Here is a 14,175-nt window from a genome sequence, read left to right as displayed (position 1 = left end):
CCCCGAGTCCAGACCGGCGGGGCTTTCTGGCTGTCGGCAGTGTAGCTGCCGGTAGTTTCAGGGTATCTATAGCTGTTCAGAGGGAGTCCACTCGCGTCAAAGGAAACACCGGCTACAGCTAGTCGTCGGCCAGCTGTTCGAGCACTGCCGGGGGGATGTCGTCGCGCATCCCTTCTGGGATGTCCTCGATGTTCATCCCCTCGACGAACTCGGGCGGTTCGGGCCCGAAGTCGGGGTCGAACAGTTCGAGCGCGGTGTGGATGGTCTCCCAGTCGTCCTCCTCGGCGGCGTCGCGCAGGCTCTTGGTCGGGGCCGCGAGCAGCTGGGAGACGATGGAGTCGGCCATCGCTTCCAGCACCTCGCGCTGGCCCTCGTCGAAGTCGGCCTGAGCCATCGCGGTGTTGAGTTCGGCCGCTTTCACCCGCTCGGCGCTCTCGTACATCGCGGAGATGACGCGGTCGGCCCGCTTGCGTTTGTACTGGGTCAGCAGGTGGTCGAACTCCTCGTCGACTAAGGCCTCGACGGCCTCGGCGGCCCGCTGGCGCTGTTGCCTGGTCTCGGCGGTCACCGACTCCAGCGCGTCGAGGTCGTACACCGTCACGGAGGGGAGCCGGTCGGCCCCCGCAGGCACGTCACGGGGCTGGGCGATGTCGACGACGGCCGTCTCGCCCGCGTCGGCGAAAGCGCCCACGTCGAACACCTGGCCGTTGGACCCGGTCGCCGAGACGACGACGCGGGCCTCAGCGAGGGCGGCCTCTATCGCGTCGAGCGCCACCGCGCTGGCCTCTGTGTCGACGGTCTCGGCGACGTGTTCGGCGTGTGGGACCGTGCGGTTCGCGACGATAACCCGGTCGACTCGTTCGGCGAGGGCTTTCGCTGCTAGCTGGCCCATCTCGCCGGCACCCACGACGAGGGCTGTCTCCCCCTCCAGTGAGCACTCGCGGTCGACCAGCCGGACGGCGGCCGAGGCCAGCGAGACGACCCCCTCGTTGATGGCCGTCTCCGACCGGGCGCGCTCGCCGACGTGGATGGCCTTGGTGATACCGTCCTCGAGGAGCGTTCCGATACCGCCGACCCCGCGGGCGTCCTCGTAGGCGTCCCGGAGCTGGCCGAGAATCTGGTCCTCGCCCAGCACGATGGATTCGAGGCCGGCCGCGACCCGCATGAGGTGGCGCAGGCTGGCCTCGTGGCCCATCTCGACGACGACCTCGTCGGTGACGGCCCGTGTGAAGAGCTCCAGTGCCTCCAGACCCGTCTCGTGGTCCGGCGCGACGACGTACCCCTCGGTCCGGTTGCACGTCTGGAGGGCAAAGGCCTCCGAGATGCCGGGCTCGGTGAGCAGGGACTCGACGGCGTGGCGCTGGCTGTCGGCAGCGGCCGTCTCCAGCTGGTCGACGCTGGCGTGCTCGTGGCTCACACACACGCCGACGATAACCCCGTTATCCTGTCTCACGACGTATCACCCATTTGGTATCCAATCACGTCTGCTGCTACTTGTCGTGCCTTGGACCTGCCACTATCTAAAGCCTTCCAAACCTCGTCGGATCTGACCACCGTTCTGACCGCATCACGACGTTCTGTTGGCGTCATGTCAGTGGACTTCAACTCTTCGCGGAGCTTTCCGGACAGTTCGGCCATTTCTCCCGCGTCGGCGAACTGGTCTTCGAACGACTCCCGCAGATGTTTCGAGAGCGCGGGCGAGTGCCCGCCCGTGGCGACGGCCATCACCACCGGGTCCGACCGGACCGTGGCTGGGACCACGACGTTACCGACGTCCTGCTCGCCGTGGTCGTCGGCGCGGTTGACCAGGGCACCCCGCTCGCGGGCGGCGGTCTCAGCGACCGCGTTCAGCTCGGCGTCGTCCGTGGCCGCGACCACCAGCGCCGGGTCGGTCCGGTCGACCCACGTCCTGACGCCGTCGGCGTCGGGCGCTTCCCGGACGAGTTCGGCCGCGCCGAAGTCCCGGTCGGCGAAGTCGGGGCTGACGACGACCACGCTGGCCTCGGCCCCGAAGCGGCGGGCTTTCCGGGCGCCGACCGGCCCGCCGCCGAAGACCAGCACCGTCTCGCCCGTGAAGTCGTGGAGGAGCGGAATCATCAGTCCCCAGCGGCGTCGGCGTTGGCCTCCGCGCGCTCGTCCAGTCTGATACCCGTCTTCTTCAGGATACGCGTCGAGAACAGCGTGTCCCAGTCGTCCTCCTCGACGTCCCAGAACTCCGTCATCCGGTCGTGGACCTGCTGGATGCGCTGCTCGCTCTCGTCCTCACTGCGGCCGTGAGTCATCGCGAAGAAGTTGTACGGCCAGACCCCCTCGTGACGCGGGCGCTCGTAGCAGTGGGTCACGAAGTCGAATTCGGCGATGGCCGGCCCCACCTCGTCGATGACCTCGTCGGGCACGTCCCAGACGGTCATCCCGTTCTCCGAGTAGCCCAGCGCGTAGTGGTTCGGGATGGCCCCCACGCGGCGGACCTTCCCCTCCTCGTTGAACCGCTTGATAGTACTGATGACCCACTCGGTGTCGGCACCGATGGCGTCGGCCACGTCGGCGTAGGGCGTCTCGGTGATGGGGAGCCCGCCCTGGATCTCCAGCACGAGGTCGAGTTCCTCGGGCGTCAGGGAGCGGTGGTCGGTCGGCTCGACGGCCGGGCCGGCGTCGCTGCAGTCGACGGCCTGGGTCTGTGGCCCCTCGACGGGGAACTTCGCTCCCACGTGGAACTCCTGCTGTTTGGGCAAGTTGTAGGTCGGCTCGCCGGTCTCGGCCTCTATCTCGGCCAGTACTTCCTCGACGCGGTCCTCGTCGACCACGCTGAGCACGAACCACATGTTGAGATAGGGGTGTTCGCGCTCGTAGTTGTGGGCGACCTCCGGATGGGCGTTGACGAGTTCGACGTGGTCGTCGTAGCTGTCCTCGGGAGCGTGGGTCGCGACCAGCGTCGCCGTCCCGCCGATTTCCTCGGCGTTGATGAGCGCGCCAAAGCGGCTGAGCACCCCCCGCTCGTCCAGGTCCTGGACCCGTTCGAGCAGCTCCGCGCCCGTAATGTCGATATCGTGGTCGGCCAGTGCCGCGGCGGCCGGCTCGAATGGCCGGGAAACGACGGGGAACCCCCCCTGGAAGGCGTTGAGAATCGCGCGGTCTACCCGCCCGAGCTCGTCAGTCATAGGGGACGGTCAGGACTCGGCGAATAAAAACGGCGCGGGAGCGAGCCTGCAAATTTTACGACGCTGGCCGCCCTAGGAGAGATGTGGCAATTTCCACCACGGAGCTGGCCGTTCGATTGCTGGTCTACGGCTTCGTACTGGTCGGTGCGCCGCTCTTTTTCGTCCTCATGTTCCGCCTCATGGACTACGCCGCCCACGACACGCTCGTCGAGCAGTTCAGCGGCCAGCGCACGGGCCCCGACACCGGCCAGCTGAACGCTTACTTCGAGCAGGCCGCCGTCGAAGCGACCAGCTGTGGCATCTGTGGCGCCGCCAACGGCCCCGACTACACCTACTGCCACAACTGCCAGGAACGGCTCCCCGACTGACGCGGTACTAGTCCCCGCGAACGCCCGTCACAGCGAACCCGTCGTTTTCGATAGCGTCGAGGATGGCCTCGTGGTCGGCGCTGGCCTCGTAGTAGAAGACGAGGTCGAACGAGCCGTTGCGCAGCAGCTGCTGGCACTCCCAGACGAACTCCTCGTCGTCCAGCGTGAGCCCCTGGTGCTGGTTCGAGGAGAACTGCGGGTCGTCGCTGCCAGAGTAGACGAACGTGTCGGTTGGGTCCATCCCGTAGCCTTCCGCGATTATCTCGCCGACGTCGATGGTCGCCTGCATCATCTCTATCTCCTCGCTGTTGTCGTACTCCGTATGGACCACCGCGCCGTTGAGCTGTATCTCACCGGGTTCCAGCAGTTGCTTGGTTCGCCGATAGAGGTCCTCGTCGAGTGCGTCGCCGTCGCTCATACCCGTGGCTTGCCGGGCACGTCCTAATGGGCTTCGGATTGGTGGGGCGGGCTCGAACGAGCCCGCGTCTCTGACTCTCGCTGCTACAGCCGCGTTACGTTCTCGGCTCGCGGCCCCTTGTCGGCCTGGACGATGTCGAACTCGACCTCCTGACCCTCTTCGAGGTCTGGACCGCCGACGTCCTCCATGTGGAAGAAGACGTCCTCGTCAGCGTCCTCGGTATCGATGAAGCCGTACCCGCCGGTGTCGTTGAAGAAATCGACTTTGCCTGTCGCCATCGTTATAGCCTCGTGAGGTTCTTCGCGCGCGGACCCTTGTCCGCCTGTTCGATTTCGAACTCGACTTCCTGCCCCTCCTCGAGGTCAGGACCTTCGATGTCCTCCATGTGGAAGAAGACGTCCTCGTCGGAGTCCTCTGTGTCGATGAAGCCGTATCCGCCAGTGTCGTTGAAGAAGTCTACCGTACCGGTCGCCATTGCGCTTTCGAGTTCTCACCCGCGCCTAATAAATCTATGTGGGCGGTTCGCACGCCCGCGCCCAAGCCACAAACGCCTTATCGGCTCGTTGATATGCTTCGGGTGATGCGAGAGCGGATCGAACGGTGGGGGTACGCGGCCTACGAGCGGTTGCTACAGCGGGAACTATCGGGAACACCCAGCCACGTCGCGGTCATCATGGACGGGAACCGACGCTACGCCCGCAAGCAGGGCGTCGAGACGACCCAGGGCCACAGCGAGGGTGCCGAGACAACCGAGGCGATGCTCCACTGGTGTGACGAACTCGACATCGACGAGGTGACGCTGTACACCTTCTCGACCGAGAACTTCGACCGACCCGAGGAACAGCGCGAGTACATCTTCGACCTCGTCGAGGAGAAACTCCGAAACTTCGCCGACGCCGACCGCGTCCACGAGGCCGAGGTCTGTATCCGGGCCATCGGCGAGACGGAGATGCTCCCCGAGCGGGTCCGCGGAGCCATCGACTACGCCCAACGGCGAACCGCGCAGTACGACCGCCTCAACCTCAACGTCGCGCTGGCCTACGGCGGCCGCGCCGAGCTGCTCGGGGCGGCCCGTGACATCGCCGAGGCCGTCGACGCCGGCGAGCTCGACCCCGAGGACATCGACGCCGACACCGTCGAACGCTGTCTCTACGAGGGCCCTACCTGCGACGTAGACCTCATCGTCCGGACCGGCGGTGACGAACGCACCTCGAATTTCCTCCCGTGGCACGCCAACGGCAACGAGGCCGCGACCTTTTTCTGTACGCCCTACTGGCCCGAATTCCGGAAAATCGACTTCCTTCGGGCGATTCGGACCTACCAGAACCGCGAGGCCTCCTGGCGCACCACCCGCGCCCGTCGCGCTGTGTCACTCGTCCAGGCCGTCGAGGACGCCGAGCTCTCCAAGGCACGGCAGGTCCTGGGTCGGTTCTGTGACGCCCTGCCGAGCAAGGAACGGGCGGCCGTCGAGGACGACATCGAGCCGGTGGCCGACTGAGCGCCGCTCAGTCCGCCTCGGTTGGATACATCGCGTACTGGACGACGGCCATCGTGACAGCCATCGTTACGGCCTCGAAGACGACCGGTTCGGCCAGGAGCCAGCCGAGCAGCAACACAGCCGTCCCGCTGGTCACGCCCCCGAGCAAAGCGTATCCGGTCCGCGAGCGGTTCCGAACCCAGGCGTCCAGGCGACGGTAGAGCGGTCGGAGACGGGCCACAGTCGGAGCCGCGGCCGCTATCCGGATAACGATTTCCCGTCGCTATCCGTGGACAGCCGTTCGGGTGGCCGTGTTCGCTCCAGCCCAGCCGGAGACTGAACAACCGAGAACCGCACCTCGTTCACGTATCGGCGGTAAGACGGCGTGGTGTGCTCACCGGCCAAACCGTTCCTGAGCGAAGCTCAGTAGGATTCGGTCTATCGACCGAACTACCGAGAGACTCACAAAATTCGTCTCTCGGCGTTTGGACGGCTCGCTGCGCTCACCGGCCAAACCGCTGCTGACCGGAGGTCAGCATGCTTCGGCCTATCGGCCGAATCTCCGCTGGCGTTCCTGATAATCCCGCAGCGCCCGCAGGTAATCCCGCTGGCGGAAGTTCTGCCAGTTCACGTCGGTGAAATACAGCTCCGAGTACACCGACTGCCATATCATGAAATCCGAGAGCCGCTCTGCGCCGGTCTTGATGACCAGGTCTGGCGCCGTCGGGAAGACGAGATGCTCCTCGACGGCCGCCTCGTCGATGTCTTCGGGCGTGAGCTCGCCGGCGTCGACGGCCTCGGCGAGCTTGCGGACCGCCGTCGCGAACTCCGACTGACCCCCGAGTCCGATGGAAATCTGGATGGGCGCGGCGGCGGCCCGCTGGTCCCCGGGCCCGCGGACGGCGACGTCGGTCGGCGCACGGAGGTCCGACAGCTCCCGCCGGAGCGTCGGCACCACCTCCTCGTCCAGCACGCTGACGTAGACCACGACCGTCTCGGCGCCGTGCCGGACTGCCCACTCGAAAAAGCGCTCCAGGGTGGTGTAGGCTCCGTCGGTCAGCAGGTCCCGCTCGGTGATGACTACGGCGACCGTCTCCGGGAGGTCGGCGTCGCTCCGCCGGAGTCGGAGCGCGAGATACCGTTCGTACAGACCCACGCTCACCGCTACAGCGACCGCTCGCCTAAAGCTCACGGTCCTCGAAGCAGTCCCGGACACCTTCACCGGAAAGAATAGTGACAGCAGTGCGAACAGCCAGAAAGCCCCGACCTGTTCGACTCGGGGGGCTCGCTGTGCTCTTCCCTCGCTCACTCCGTTCGCTCGGTCCAGTGCTTACTTCGCCCGCCGTCCTCAGAAATCGGAGATTTCTGATGGGCTGCACGAGAGCTTCGCTCTCGTGAACGCCGTCGAACAGGTCGCCCCTTTCAGTCCCACCCGTAGCCGGTTGGTCAAACAGTGCGGGTGGGACTGAAAGGGGCGGTTGGCTCCGGGAAGACGGCTGACGCAAGCACGCGAGCGGGGCGAGCGCGCGCAGCGAAGCCCTCGACCGGAGCCAAGCGGGGCTTTCTGGCTGTCCATGATGCTGTACGCGGTCGCAGGGATGTTCCGCCTCTTGACAGCGTTCAGTTCAGAATCACAAACAGTTCCTAGCCCGGGAAGTTCGGAAAGAGTAAGTGCCTCTCGGGGATACCGGCGGCACGTGACAACCACAGTCCGACGGGCGGGCGCGTTCGCCGCGGTCGGCACACTGGCCTTTGCCGTGCCGGTCGCTGCCGGGCTCACATCGCCCGCCGTCGCGACTGTCGCCGCGACCGCGCCCTTCCTCGTGGTCGCCTTTTTCGCCATGTTCGCCATCGGCCCCGACACGCCGATGTTCGATATCTTCGCCCGGCCGGGCGATTACGAGGACGGCCGGCTCTACGGGCTCGCCGCGTTCGCGCTGGCGGCGGCCAGTCTGGCCTTCCTCGCGATACAGTTCGGCCTGCCGGTCTGGGTGTTCGTCGCCACCGTCGTCATCGTCGCCTACGGCAACTTCGGCCAGCGCGTGGCCCATCGGCTCCACAGCGACGAGGTGGTGGCGACGGCCGGCTTCGTCGTCACCGGCTTCGCCTGTGGGACCGCCGCGGCCATCATCGCGGCCCGGACGGGGGCCGGGAGCGTCGCACTCCCGACTGCCCTGTTCCTGGCCGGCACCGGTGCCCTGGTCGCCGCGCTGTTTCGCTCCGTCCTCTTCGAGCGCGACGACCCGCTCGTGGTGCTGTCTGTCGGCCTGTTGCTCTGGCTCCTGTTCGAACTCGACCCCGGCGCGGGGACCGGGCGCGTGTTCGTCGCACTGGGCGTCTCGGCGGTGCTTGGCTACATCGCCTACGCGCTCGATACGGCCTCGCTCCCGGGGATGTTGACCGGCGTCTTGCTCTCCCTGCTCACTATCGTGCTCGGGGGCTACGGCTGGTTCGCCATGCTCATCACCTTCTTCGGGCTCGGTGGTCTCTCGACGAAGTACCAGTACGAGGCCAAACAGGACCGGGGCATCGCCGAGGAGAACGAGGGCGCCCGCGGGAGTGGGAACGTGCTCGCAAACTCCATCGTCGCCCTGGTCGCGGTGTTGCTGTGGGCCGCCAGCCCGACCCACCTCGCGGTCGAACCGACGCTGTTCCTCTATGCCTTCGCGGGCGCCGTCGCCGCCGCCATGACCGACACCTTCTCCAGTGAGTTCGGCGGCCTGTACGACAACCCGCGGCTCATCACGACCTTCGAACGCGTCGAACCGGGCACCGACGGCGGCGTTACCTGGCAGGGCATCGTCGCCGGGCTCGTCGGCGCCGCCATTATCGCCGGCATCGCCGCGGCCACCCTGGAGGTCGTCGGCCCGACCGGCGCCGCGCTCATCGTCGGCTGTGGGTTCGTCGGGATGACCGTCGACAGCGTGCTCGGCGCCACCGTCGAGGGCACCGTCGTCGGCAACCAGGGCGTCAACACGCTGGCGACGCTGGCGGCGGCCCTGACCGGCGTCGGCGCGGCGCTGGCGACCAGTCTGATATGATTCGTGCCGCCGTCGATGCCGACGAGTCCCGCCTGCGAGCCATCCAGTCGGCTGCCCTCGACGACCCCTGGCCCGAGTTGCTGGCAGTCGCCATCGACGGCCCGCCCCACGTGCTGGTTCTCGACGAGGGCGAAGGGCCCATCGCCTACACGCTGACGGTCCCGGACCACCCCGTCGCCTACGTCGCCGAACTCGCCGTCGCCCCCGGACTGCAGGGCCAGGGCCACGGTTCGGCGTTGCTGTCGGCGCTGTTCGAGGAGTTGCGGACAGGCGGGTTCGAGACGGTGCGCCTCACCGCTCGTGCGGACGACGAGCGCGTGCGGTCGTTCTACGGAAGTTTCGGGTTCACCGTTGAGGGCGATCTGCCCGACCACTACGACGACGGCGGGGCGGGCGTGTTGCTGGTCCGGGAGCTCTAGACCGTCCGGACCTGCACGCTGGTGGGCTGTTTGACGTACTCGCCGTCACCGGTGGCGACGACGACCTCGACGCCGCGCTGGGCGGCGACGTCCAGCACTTTCTGGCTGCAGATGTCGTCGAGGACAACCGTCTGTGGCGGCGGGTCACAGCCCTCGATGAGCGACACCGCCTCGGTGGCGTTGCCCTCCGAGAGAACGGTCAGCTCCGCGTCGAGCAGGCGGACGGTGTCGCTGTCGGTCCCGATGACAGCGTCGATTTGGTCCGAGAGGACAGTCGGTGTGTCGGTGGCGCTGTCGGCGTCCACATCGCTCTCCTCGGCCGTCTCCACTGACTCCTCTGGCTCCGACGTGGTATCGGGGCGGCCCCCGGCGGTGGCCGCCCCCGCCGTCGACTCGCCCTCGACGCCGGCGACGGCGGTCGCCGCGTCGCCCTCTCCGGCACCCGGCTGGAGTGCTACGGACTCCTCGCCGCCACCGTCGGCGTCGAAGGCGGCCGCGGGACTCTCGGCGTCGGCGACGGTCTCGTAGGGAATCTTCTCCCGCAAGGCGGACATGACGGCCTCGTACGGGAGGTCCTCGACCGAGCGGCCACGCGGCGCGACGGCGACGTAGTCTAGCTTGCCGACCTGGGAAAGCTCTTCTAAGATGAGGTCGCCGCCGCGGTCGCCGTCCAGGAAGGCCGTGACGGTCCGTTCGCGGGTCAGGGCCGCGACGGCCTCGGGGACGTCGGTCCCCTCGACGGCGATGGCGTTCTTGACGCCGTGTTTCAGGAGCTGGAGGACGTCGGCTCGGCCCTCCACGACGACGATGGCGTCCGAGTCCGCCACCCGGGGGCCAGCCGGGAGTCCCTCGTAGGAGGTGATGTCCTCGACGCGGGCCCGCTGGCGGACCGTCTCGACGATGTCCTCGGTCCGGACAGCGTCAGCGTCGAAGTCGGCGAGCAGTTCCGTCGCTCGCTCGACGACCGTGCGGCGCTTGGCACTCCGGATGTCCTCGATATCCGTGACGACGATTTCGGCGCTGCAGGGTCCGACCTGCTCGATGGTCTCGAGTGCCGCCGCGAGGATGGCCGTCTCGACCTTGTCGAGCCCACTTCCTACCGTAATATCGCCGTAGGAGTTGCCGCCCTCGGAGCGAATATCGACGTCGATGCGCCCGACCTTCTTCGAGTCCTGCAGGTCACGGAGGTCGAGCTCGTCGCCGAGCAGCCCCTCCGTCTGACCGAACACCGCGCCGACGACGTCGCTGCGCTCGACGACGCCGGCGGCGGTTATCTCCGCGTGTATCAGATACTTTGCTGTCTCGTCCATTGCTGTCTCCGGTTCCGTCGCACAACGCCGGCGACGGCCCACTGCGACTATGGTTACGTAGGCGACGACGGCCCAAATAACCTGCCCACCTGGCTGCGGGACTATCGCCAGCGGGTCCTGTCCGCGAGCGACGGCCGTCCGGGCGTCCGGGCATCGCTGGGAGGACCGGTCACCCCGATGGAACGTCCGCCCCACCACACAGCCGCCAAGCGGTTATCCCGCGCAACCGCCGACGGACGCGTGTGTCCCTTCACAACGAAGACGCACCGGAGTTCACACTCGAAACCACCGCCGGCGGCGAAGTGTCGCTTGCCGACCGCCGCGAAGACGGGCCCGTCGTCGTGCTCATCAACCGCGGCCACTGGTGTAGCTTCTGTGCCGAACAGCTACAGACCTTCAGCGAGGTCGCCTACGACCTCTGGTTCAACGACGATGTCGACATCCTCCCCGTGGTCACTGACCCCGTTCCGGAGCTGGTCGAGATGCGCGACCGCTTCGACCTGGATTTCCAGCTGCTGGCCGACCCCGACGGCGAGGTCGCCGAGCAGTACAGCGGCACCGAGGAGACGAGCCACGGCCGCACCGGCATCGCCGGGACGTACGTAATCGATACCGACGGCGTCGTTCGCTACGAGCAGGTGGCCGACCACCCGGCCGACCGGACCTACGGCAACTGGGTACGATACTTCGTCCGAAACGACTTCGAGGACGTCTTCGCCCAGTAGCGGGCGCCCAACCTACAAGGGCGTCCGGGCCGACGTTCGGGTATGGACGACACGAAGAACGTCGGCGGCCGCGACCGCCTCGTTCGCTTCCTCCTGGCTGCCGTGCTGAGTATCGTATCGGTTCGCTGGCTCCGTAGCGGAAAACGTGTGCGCGGCCTGCTGGCCGGCGTCGGCGCGCTGGGGTTCGGGTACAACGCTACCACCGGCTACTGTGGCGTCAACGACGCCCTGGACGTCGATACGACCGGCGAGAGCGAGGAGGTCAGCATCGAGTTCGACGAGTCCGACGACCCGACGAGCGGCCCATCTGACGAAGCCGAGGGCAAGAAGAAGCAGCGAAACCAGCTCACCTGTGCTGCCTGTGGCGACCCTATCGTCCCCGGCCAGTCACGGGGTCCGAACGCGGACGACGATATCGTCCACGACGGCTGCGCGTAATCGGGACGCCAAACCGGTCGACGTCCCATCGCTCGAGCAGAGTCAGTCTCTCATCGGTCATTTTTCTACCGGTTGCGGTCCTCAGAGACGTGTTTGTGGATGAGCCGTGGTCCGAAGCTCGGTCATAGCAACACCGCACGAGCGAGTCCGGTCGCAGTCGTTGCCCGGGTCGGTAGATACTTGTGACATGGTCCCATGGAACAAACCGGATCGTTATGCAACCGTGCCACAACTGTCAGGCGGTCATCGACGAGTACATCCTGGATAAACAACTCGAACCCCTGCGGGAGCTGACAGTCGACGACTTCAACCTCTGTGTCGACTGTACCACCATCGTCGAGGATGCGTGCGTGGAGTGTGACGGTGCAGTGTACGTCCCCCGGACAGTGAGCGAGACGCCGGACTACTGCCCGGCGTGTCGCGCGGACCTACTCAAACAGACGGGACAGGACCCCGGCTGGGTCGCCGACGCGGCGTCGAGCTGACGGAGCAGCTGCGATCGCGGTTCGTTTTTCCGGACTCACCCACCAGTCCAGACTGTAGCGCCAGCGTGGCCCACCGGAGAACGCGAAGGAGTTCGTCCGTCGGTCAGACGGTAGCCCCTGAGATGCTGAACGAGCGACTTTCAGCTCTTTCAGCCGGCCGCTCTCCGGTGTAGACCGGGTACGTAATCCCGCTCGTCGCCTCGGCCTCGTCGGTGTCCAGACCCGTTATCAGGATATCTACGGCGAGCGTATCGGCCGTGGTCGTGATTCCCACCTGGACAACACCATCGACAACGGCAGTCTCGGTGATTTCGATATCGACCTCACCCTCGTCGTTCCGTCGTTCGCCGCTGGTTTCTTCAACGACAACGCCTCCACCACCGATATCCACATCTACCTCACGGAGTGGGGCGAGAGCCAGTCTGAGCGCTATCTCGTCGGTCGCACGCTCGACGACGATACCGACCTGCTGTGCGGTCTCCCCGATGCGGATGTCCGACGGCCGGACACGAAGCACGTTCTCTATTTCGTCCGGGTCTATCACGTCGTAGGTATCTGTTTTCCCAGTGGTAAAGTCGGGCCCACCGGCGGACATGGAGAGCGTCACAGCGTGTTCGAGACCCACCATTTGTTCGACCGCTTCGGTACGGAGACCGGTCACAGCGATATTCACAGTCGCGAAGTCCGCTGCCCCATCTACATCCTGACGGGCAACAGTCACGCGAACTACGATACCGGCGCTGTCGATAATCGCAGCGTCTGCGACCAGCCAGCCGGGAGACACGGACGAGGTTTCTGCCACGATGCCGAGCCCTTGTGTGTCGATGTTCGTCTCGGTTAGACTCGTTAAATCCACGTACAGGTCCCTCTCTTCGGCGGGTTCTGTACCAGAAAGTCGGACGTTGACATCCTGGCTCTCGTCCCCGATTCTGATGTCGGAAGCGTGGAGGGCTTCTATTTGCGCTCCTCCCGCAGCAGTTTCCGTTGGACCTGCCCCCGCGTCCGAGACGTTCGTTGCTGTCGCATCCATATCGTCGGACTCACTCCCGAGACAGCCGGCTCCCCCAGTCACAATTGCCCCCGCAGAGAGACCCAAGACATCCCGCCGGGTGGGTCTCGCTACACCGTCCTCTCGGGCGGAAGGCTCGTTGTCGTCCATTTCACTATCTATCCATTTCGACCCCGTACACTAACGTTTTCCCCGAGTCGCGCGGACGAGCGTGGATATCGACCGCCGGGGGAGCGACAGCGTCCCCGCCGGTACGCGAACTGGGACATTATTTAACCGCCCCGAAGAACTGTAGCGTATGCAGACCCACATCGTCCCGGTCGGCTTCGACTACGACCGGCTCATCGCGCCGCTGGTGCGCGAGCAACTCGACGTGGACCGCGTCATCTTGCTGGAGGGGGCGGTCGGGTCCGAAGCCAACGTCGAGTACTCGCGCAACCTCGCCGAGAAACTGGAGAAAGACTACCAGAACCTGCTCGGGGCCGAGACCGAGCGGGTCGTCGTCGCCGACGTCTACGACTACGACGAGGCCTTCGAGCAGGCCTTCGCCCTCATCAACGCCGAACTGGACTCGGGCAGCGAGGTGTGGGTCAACGTCTCCGCGATGCCACGGACAGTCTCGTTTGCCTTCGCGACCGCCTCCCACTCCATCATGGTCGAGCGCGAGGGCGACCGCGAACGCATCCACACCTACTACACGGTCCCCGAGAAGTACTTAGAGACCGAACTCGCCGAGGAGCTACGCAAGCAGATAGCCCTGCTGGAGGACTTACAGTCCGGCGAGGCCGTCGACGACCGCGTCGACGAGCGGCTGTCGACGGCGCTTTCCTTGCTCTCCGAGTTCGACGAGCGCGGGACGACCATCGGCGCCAAGGAGATAGACGGCTCACACATCGTCGAACTCCCCGTGGCCTCCTTCTCGAACGTCAAACCGTTCGAGGAGGTCATCCTCTTTACCCTGGGCGAGCACGGCGAGTTCGAGTCCGTCTCGGAACTTGCCCAGGCGCTGGCCCGGGATATGGGCGAGGAGTACACCGACTCGTTCCGCTCGAAAGTCATCTACAACGTCGACCGGCTGGGCCCCGGCGGGAAGGGGTACATCGAACAGGAGGAACACGGGAAGTCCTACCGGACGAAGTTGTCGCGTATCGGCGAGCTATGGGTCAGAGCACACTCCGCGGAGGACCGCGAGCGCGGCGATGCCGAGCTGCCCTGACTGCCGGCGACGGTTCGTCTCGGACGGCGCTGCCCGCCCGATTTGCTGAAGAGAATAGTTCTTCAGAATAACTGTGTGAAGAAACACTACGCATTAGTAGCGACAACCGTT

18 protein-coding genes are annotated in these 14,175 nt (G+C 65.9%); 8 read left to right on the top strand and 10 right to left on the bottom strand.

Annotated features, from left to right (window positions below):
• Positions 1-118: 118 nt before the first annotated feature.
• The 3 genes from hemA to ahbB are packed head-to-tail and all read right to left on the bottom strand — an operon-like array spanning position 119 to position 3,158.
• A complete protein-coding gene (hemA, locus tag EGD98_RS15350) occupies positions 119-1,453 on the bottom strand; it encodes a glutamyl-tRNA reductase (protein WP_220589236.1) in 1,335 nt (444 codons plus the stop codon).
• Positions 1,450-2,097 (bottom strand): precorrin-2 dehydrogenase/sirohydrochlorin ferrochelatase family protein, encoded by a 648-nt coding sequence (locus EGD98_RS15345; RefSeq protein ID WP_220589235.1) that lies wholly within the window; start codon positions 2,095-2,097, stop codon positions 1,450-1,452. Before EGD98_RS15345 ends, hemA begins: the two co-directional genes overlap by 4 nt.
• Positions 2,097-3,158, bottom strand: a complete 1,062-nt coding sequence (gene ahbB / locus EGD98_RS15340) for a siroheme decarboxylase subunit beta (protein WP_220589234.1) — start codon at positions 3,156-3,158, stop codon at positions 2,097-2,099. Before ahbB ends, EGD98_RS15345 begins: the two co-directional genes overlap by 1 nt.
• An 83-nt stretch (positions 3,159-3,241) precedes the next feature.
• On the opposite strand from ahbB, the gene EGD98_RS15335 reads away from it, so the two are divergent.
• The gene (locus tag EGD98_RS15335) at positions 3,242-3,526 is read left to right on the top strand and encodes a DUF7577 domain-containing protein (RefSeq protein WP_220589233.1); all 285 of its coding nucleotides are present in this window, start codon (positions 3,242-3,244) and stop codon (positions 3,524-3,526) included.
• Positions 3,527-3,533: 7 nt separating this feature from the next.
• Here EGD98_RS15335 and EGD98_RS15330 read toward each other — a convergent pair whose 3' ends face one another.
• The 3 genes from EGD98_RS15330 to EGD98_RS15320 form a co-directional block, all read right to left on the bottom strand.
• Positions 3,534-3,944, bottom strand: coding sequence for a DUF5778 family protein (locus tag EGD98_RS15330; RefSeq protein WP_220589232.1), 411 nt, complete (start codon positions 3,942-3,944; stop codon positions 3,534-3,536).
• 83 nt (positions 3,945-4,027) lie between these two features.
• Entirely contained in the window at positions 4,028-4,222 is a 195-nt protein-coding gene (locus EGD98_RS15325; RefSeq protein WP_220589231.1) for a cold-shock protein, read from the bottom strand.
• Between the two features lie 2 nt (positions 4,223-4,224).
• Positions 4,225-4,419: a cold-shock protein gene (locus EGD98_RS15320; protein WP_008312646.1), complete on the bottom strand. Its 195-nt coding sequence runs from the start codon at positions 4,417-4,419 to the stop codon at positions 4,225-4,227.
• Positions 4,420-4,512: 93 nt separating this feature from the next.
• Here EGD98_RS15320 and uppS point away from each other — a divergent pair, with 93 nt between their 5' ends.
• Positions 4,513-5,442 (top strand): polyprenyl diphosphate synthase, encoded by a 930-nt coding sequence (gene uppS / locus EGD98_RS15315; protein WP_425433353.1) that lies wholly within the window; start codon positions 4,513-4,515, stop codon positions 5,440-5,442.
• Positions 5,443-5,449: 7 nt separating this feature from the next.
• Here the strand turns inward: uppS and EGD98_RS15310 are convergent, their stop codons facing one another.
• Together EGD98_RS15310 and EGD98_RS15305 are read right to left on the bottom strand one after the other, a co-directional pair.
• On the bottom strand, positions 5,450-5,662 hold the full coding sequence (locus EGD98_RS15310) for a hypothetical protein (RefSeq protein ID WP_220589229.1): 213 nt from the start codon (positions 5,660-5,662) through the stop codon (positions 5,450-5,452).
• Between the two features lie 306 nt (positions 5,663-5,968).
• Entirely contained in the window at positions 5,969-6,577 is a 609-nt protein-coding gene (locus tag EGD98_RS15305) for an undecaprenyl diphosphate synthase family protein (protein ID WP_220589228.1), read from the bottom strand.
• A gap of 541 nt (positions 6,578-7,118) precedes the next feature.
• Here EGD98_RS15305 and EGD98_RS15300 point away from each other — a divergent pair.
• Both EGD98_RS15300 and EGD98_RS15295 read left to right on the top strand, forming a co-directional pair.
• Entirely contained in the window at positions 7,119-8,462 is a 1,344-nt protein-coding gene (locus EGD98_RS15300) for a DUF92 domain-containing protein (protein WP_220589227.1), read from the top strand.
• Positions 8,459-8,881 (top strand): GNAT family N-acetyltransferase, encoded by a 423-nt coding sequence (locus EGD98_RS15295; RefSeq protein ID WP_220589226.1) that lies wholly within the window; start codon positions 8,459-8,461, stop codon positions 8,879-8,881. The genes EGD98_RS15300 and EGD98_RS15295 overlap by 4 nt, the downstream gene beginning before the upstream one ends.
• Here EGD98_RS15295 and dnaG read toward each other — a convergent pair.
• The gene (gene dnaG / locus EGD98_RS15290) at positions 8,878-10,191 is read right to left on the bottom strand and encodes a DNA primase DnaG (protein ID WP_220589225.1); all 1,314 of its coding nucleotides are present in this window, start codon (positions 10,189-10,191) and stop codon (positions 8,878-8,880) included. The two genes, EGD98_RS15295 and dnaG, sit on opposite strands and share 4 nt — an antisense overlap.
• A gap of 242 nt (positions 10,192-10,433) precedes the next feature.
• Between dnaG and EGD98_RS15285 the strand changes: the two genes are divergently transcribed.
• From EGD98_RS15285 to EGD98_RS15275, 3 genes are all read left to right on the top strand, one after another.
• On the top strand, positions 10,434-10,916 hold the full coding sequence (locus EGD98_RS15285; protein WP_220589224.1) for a peroxiredoxin family protein: 483 nt from the start codon (positions 10,434-10,436) through the stop codon (positions 10,914-10,916).
• A gap of 42 nt (positions 10,917-10,958) precedes the next feature.
• Entirely contained in the window at positions 10,959-11,354 is a 396-nt protein-coding gene (locus EGD98_RS15280) for a YgaP family membrane protein (protein ID WP_220589223.1), read from the top strand.
• A gap of 215 nt (positions 11,355-11,569) precedes the next feature.
• The gene (locus EGD98_RS15275) at positions 11,570-11,839 is read left to right on the top strand and encodes a DUF7571 family protein (RefSeq protein WP_220589222.1); all 270 of its coding nucleotides are present in this window, start codon (positions 11,570-11,572) and stop codon (positions 11,837-11,839) included.
• A gap of 103 nt (positions 11,840-11,942) precedes the next feature.
• On the opposite strand, the gene EGD98_RS15270 is transcribed toward EGD98_RS15275, so the two are convergent.
• On the bottom strand, positions 11,943-12,998 hold the full coding sequence (locus EGD98_RS15270; protein WP_220589221.1) for a hypothetical protein: 1,056 nt from the start codon (positions 12,996-12,998) through the stop codon (positions 11,943-11,945).
• 148 nt (positions 12,999-13,146) lie between these two features.
• Between EGD98_RS15270 and EGD98_RS15265 the strand changes: the two genes are divergently transcribed.
• Entirely contained in the window at positions 13,147-14,064 is a 918-nt protein-coding gene (locus tag EGD98_RS15265; RefSeq protein ID WP_220589220.1) for an HFX_2341 family transcriptional regulator, read from the top strand.
• The last annotated feature ends 111 nt before the right edge of the window (positions 14,065-14,175 follow it).

It is taken from the genome of Haloarcula salinisoli, from assembly GCF_019599405.1.
Classification (GTDB): Archaea; Halobacteriota; Halobacteria; order Halobacteriales; family Haloarculaceae; genus Haloarcula; species Haloarcula salinisoli.
Note: the sequence above shows the minus strand (reverse complement) of the source record. Positions and strands in the feature narration are given on the sequence as shown.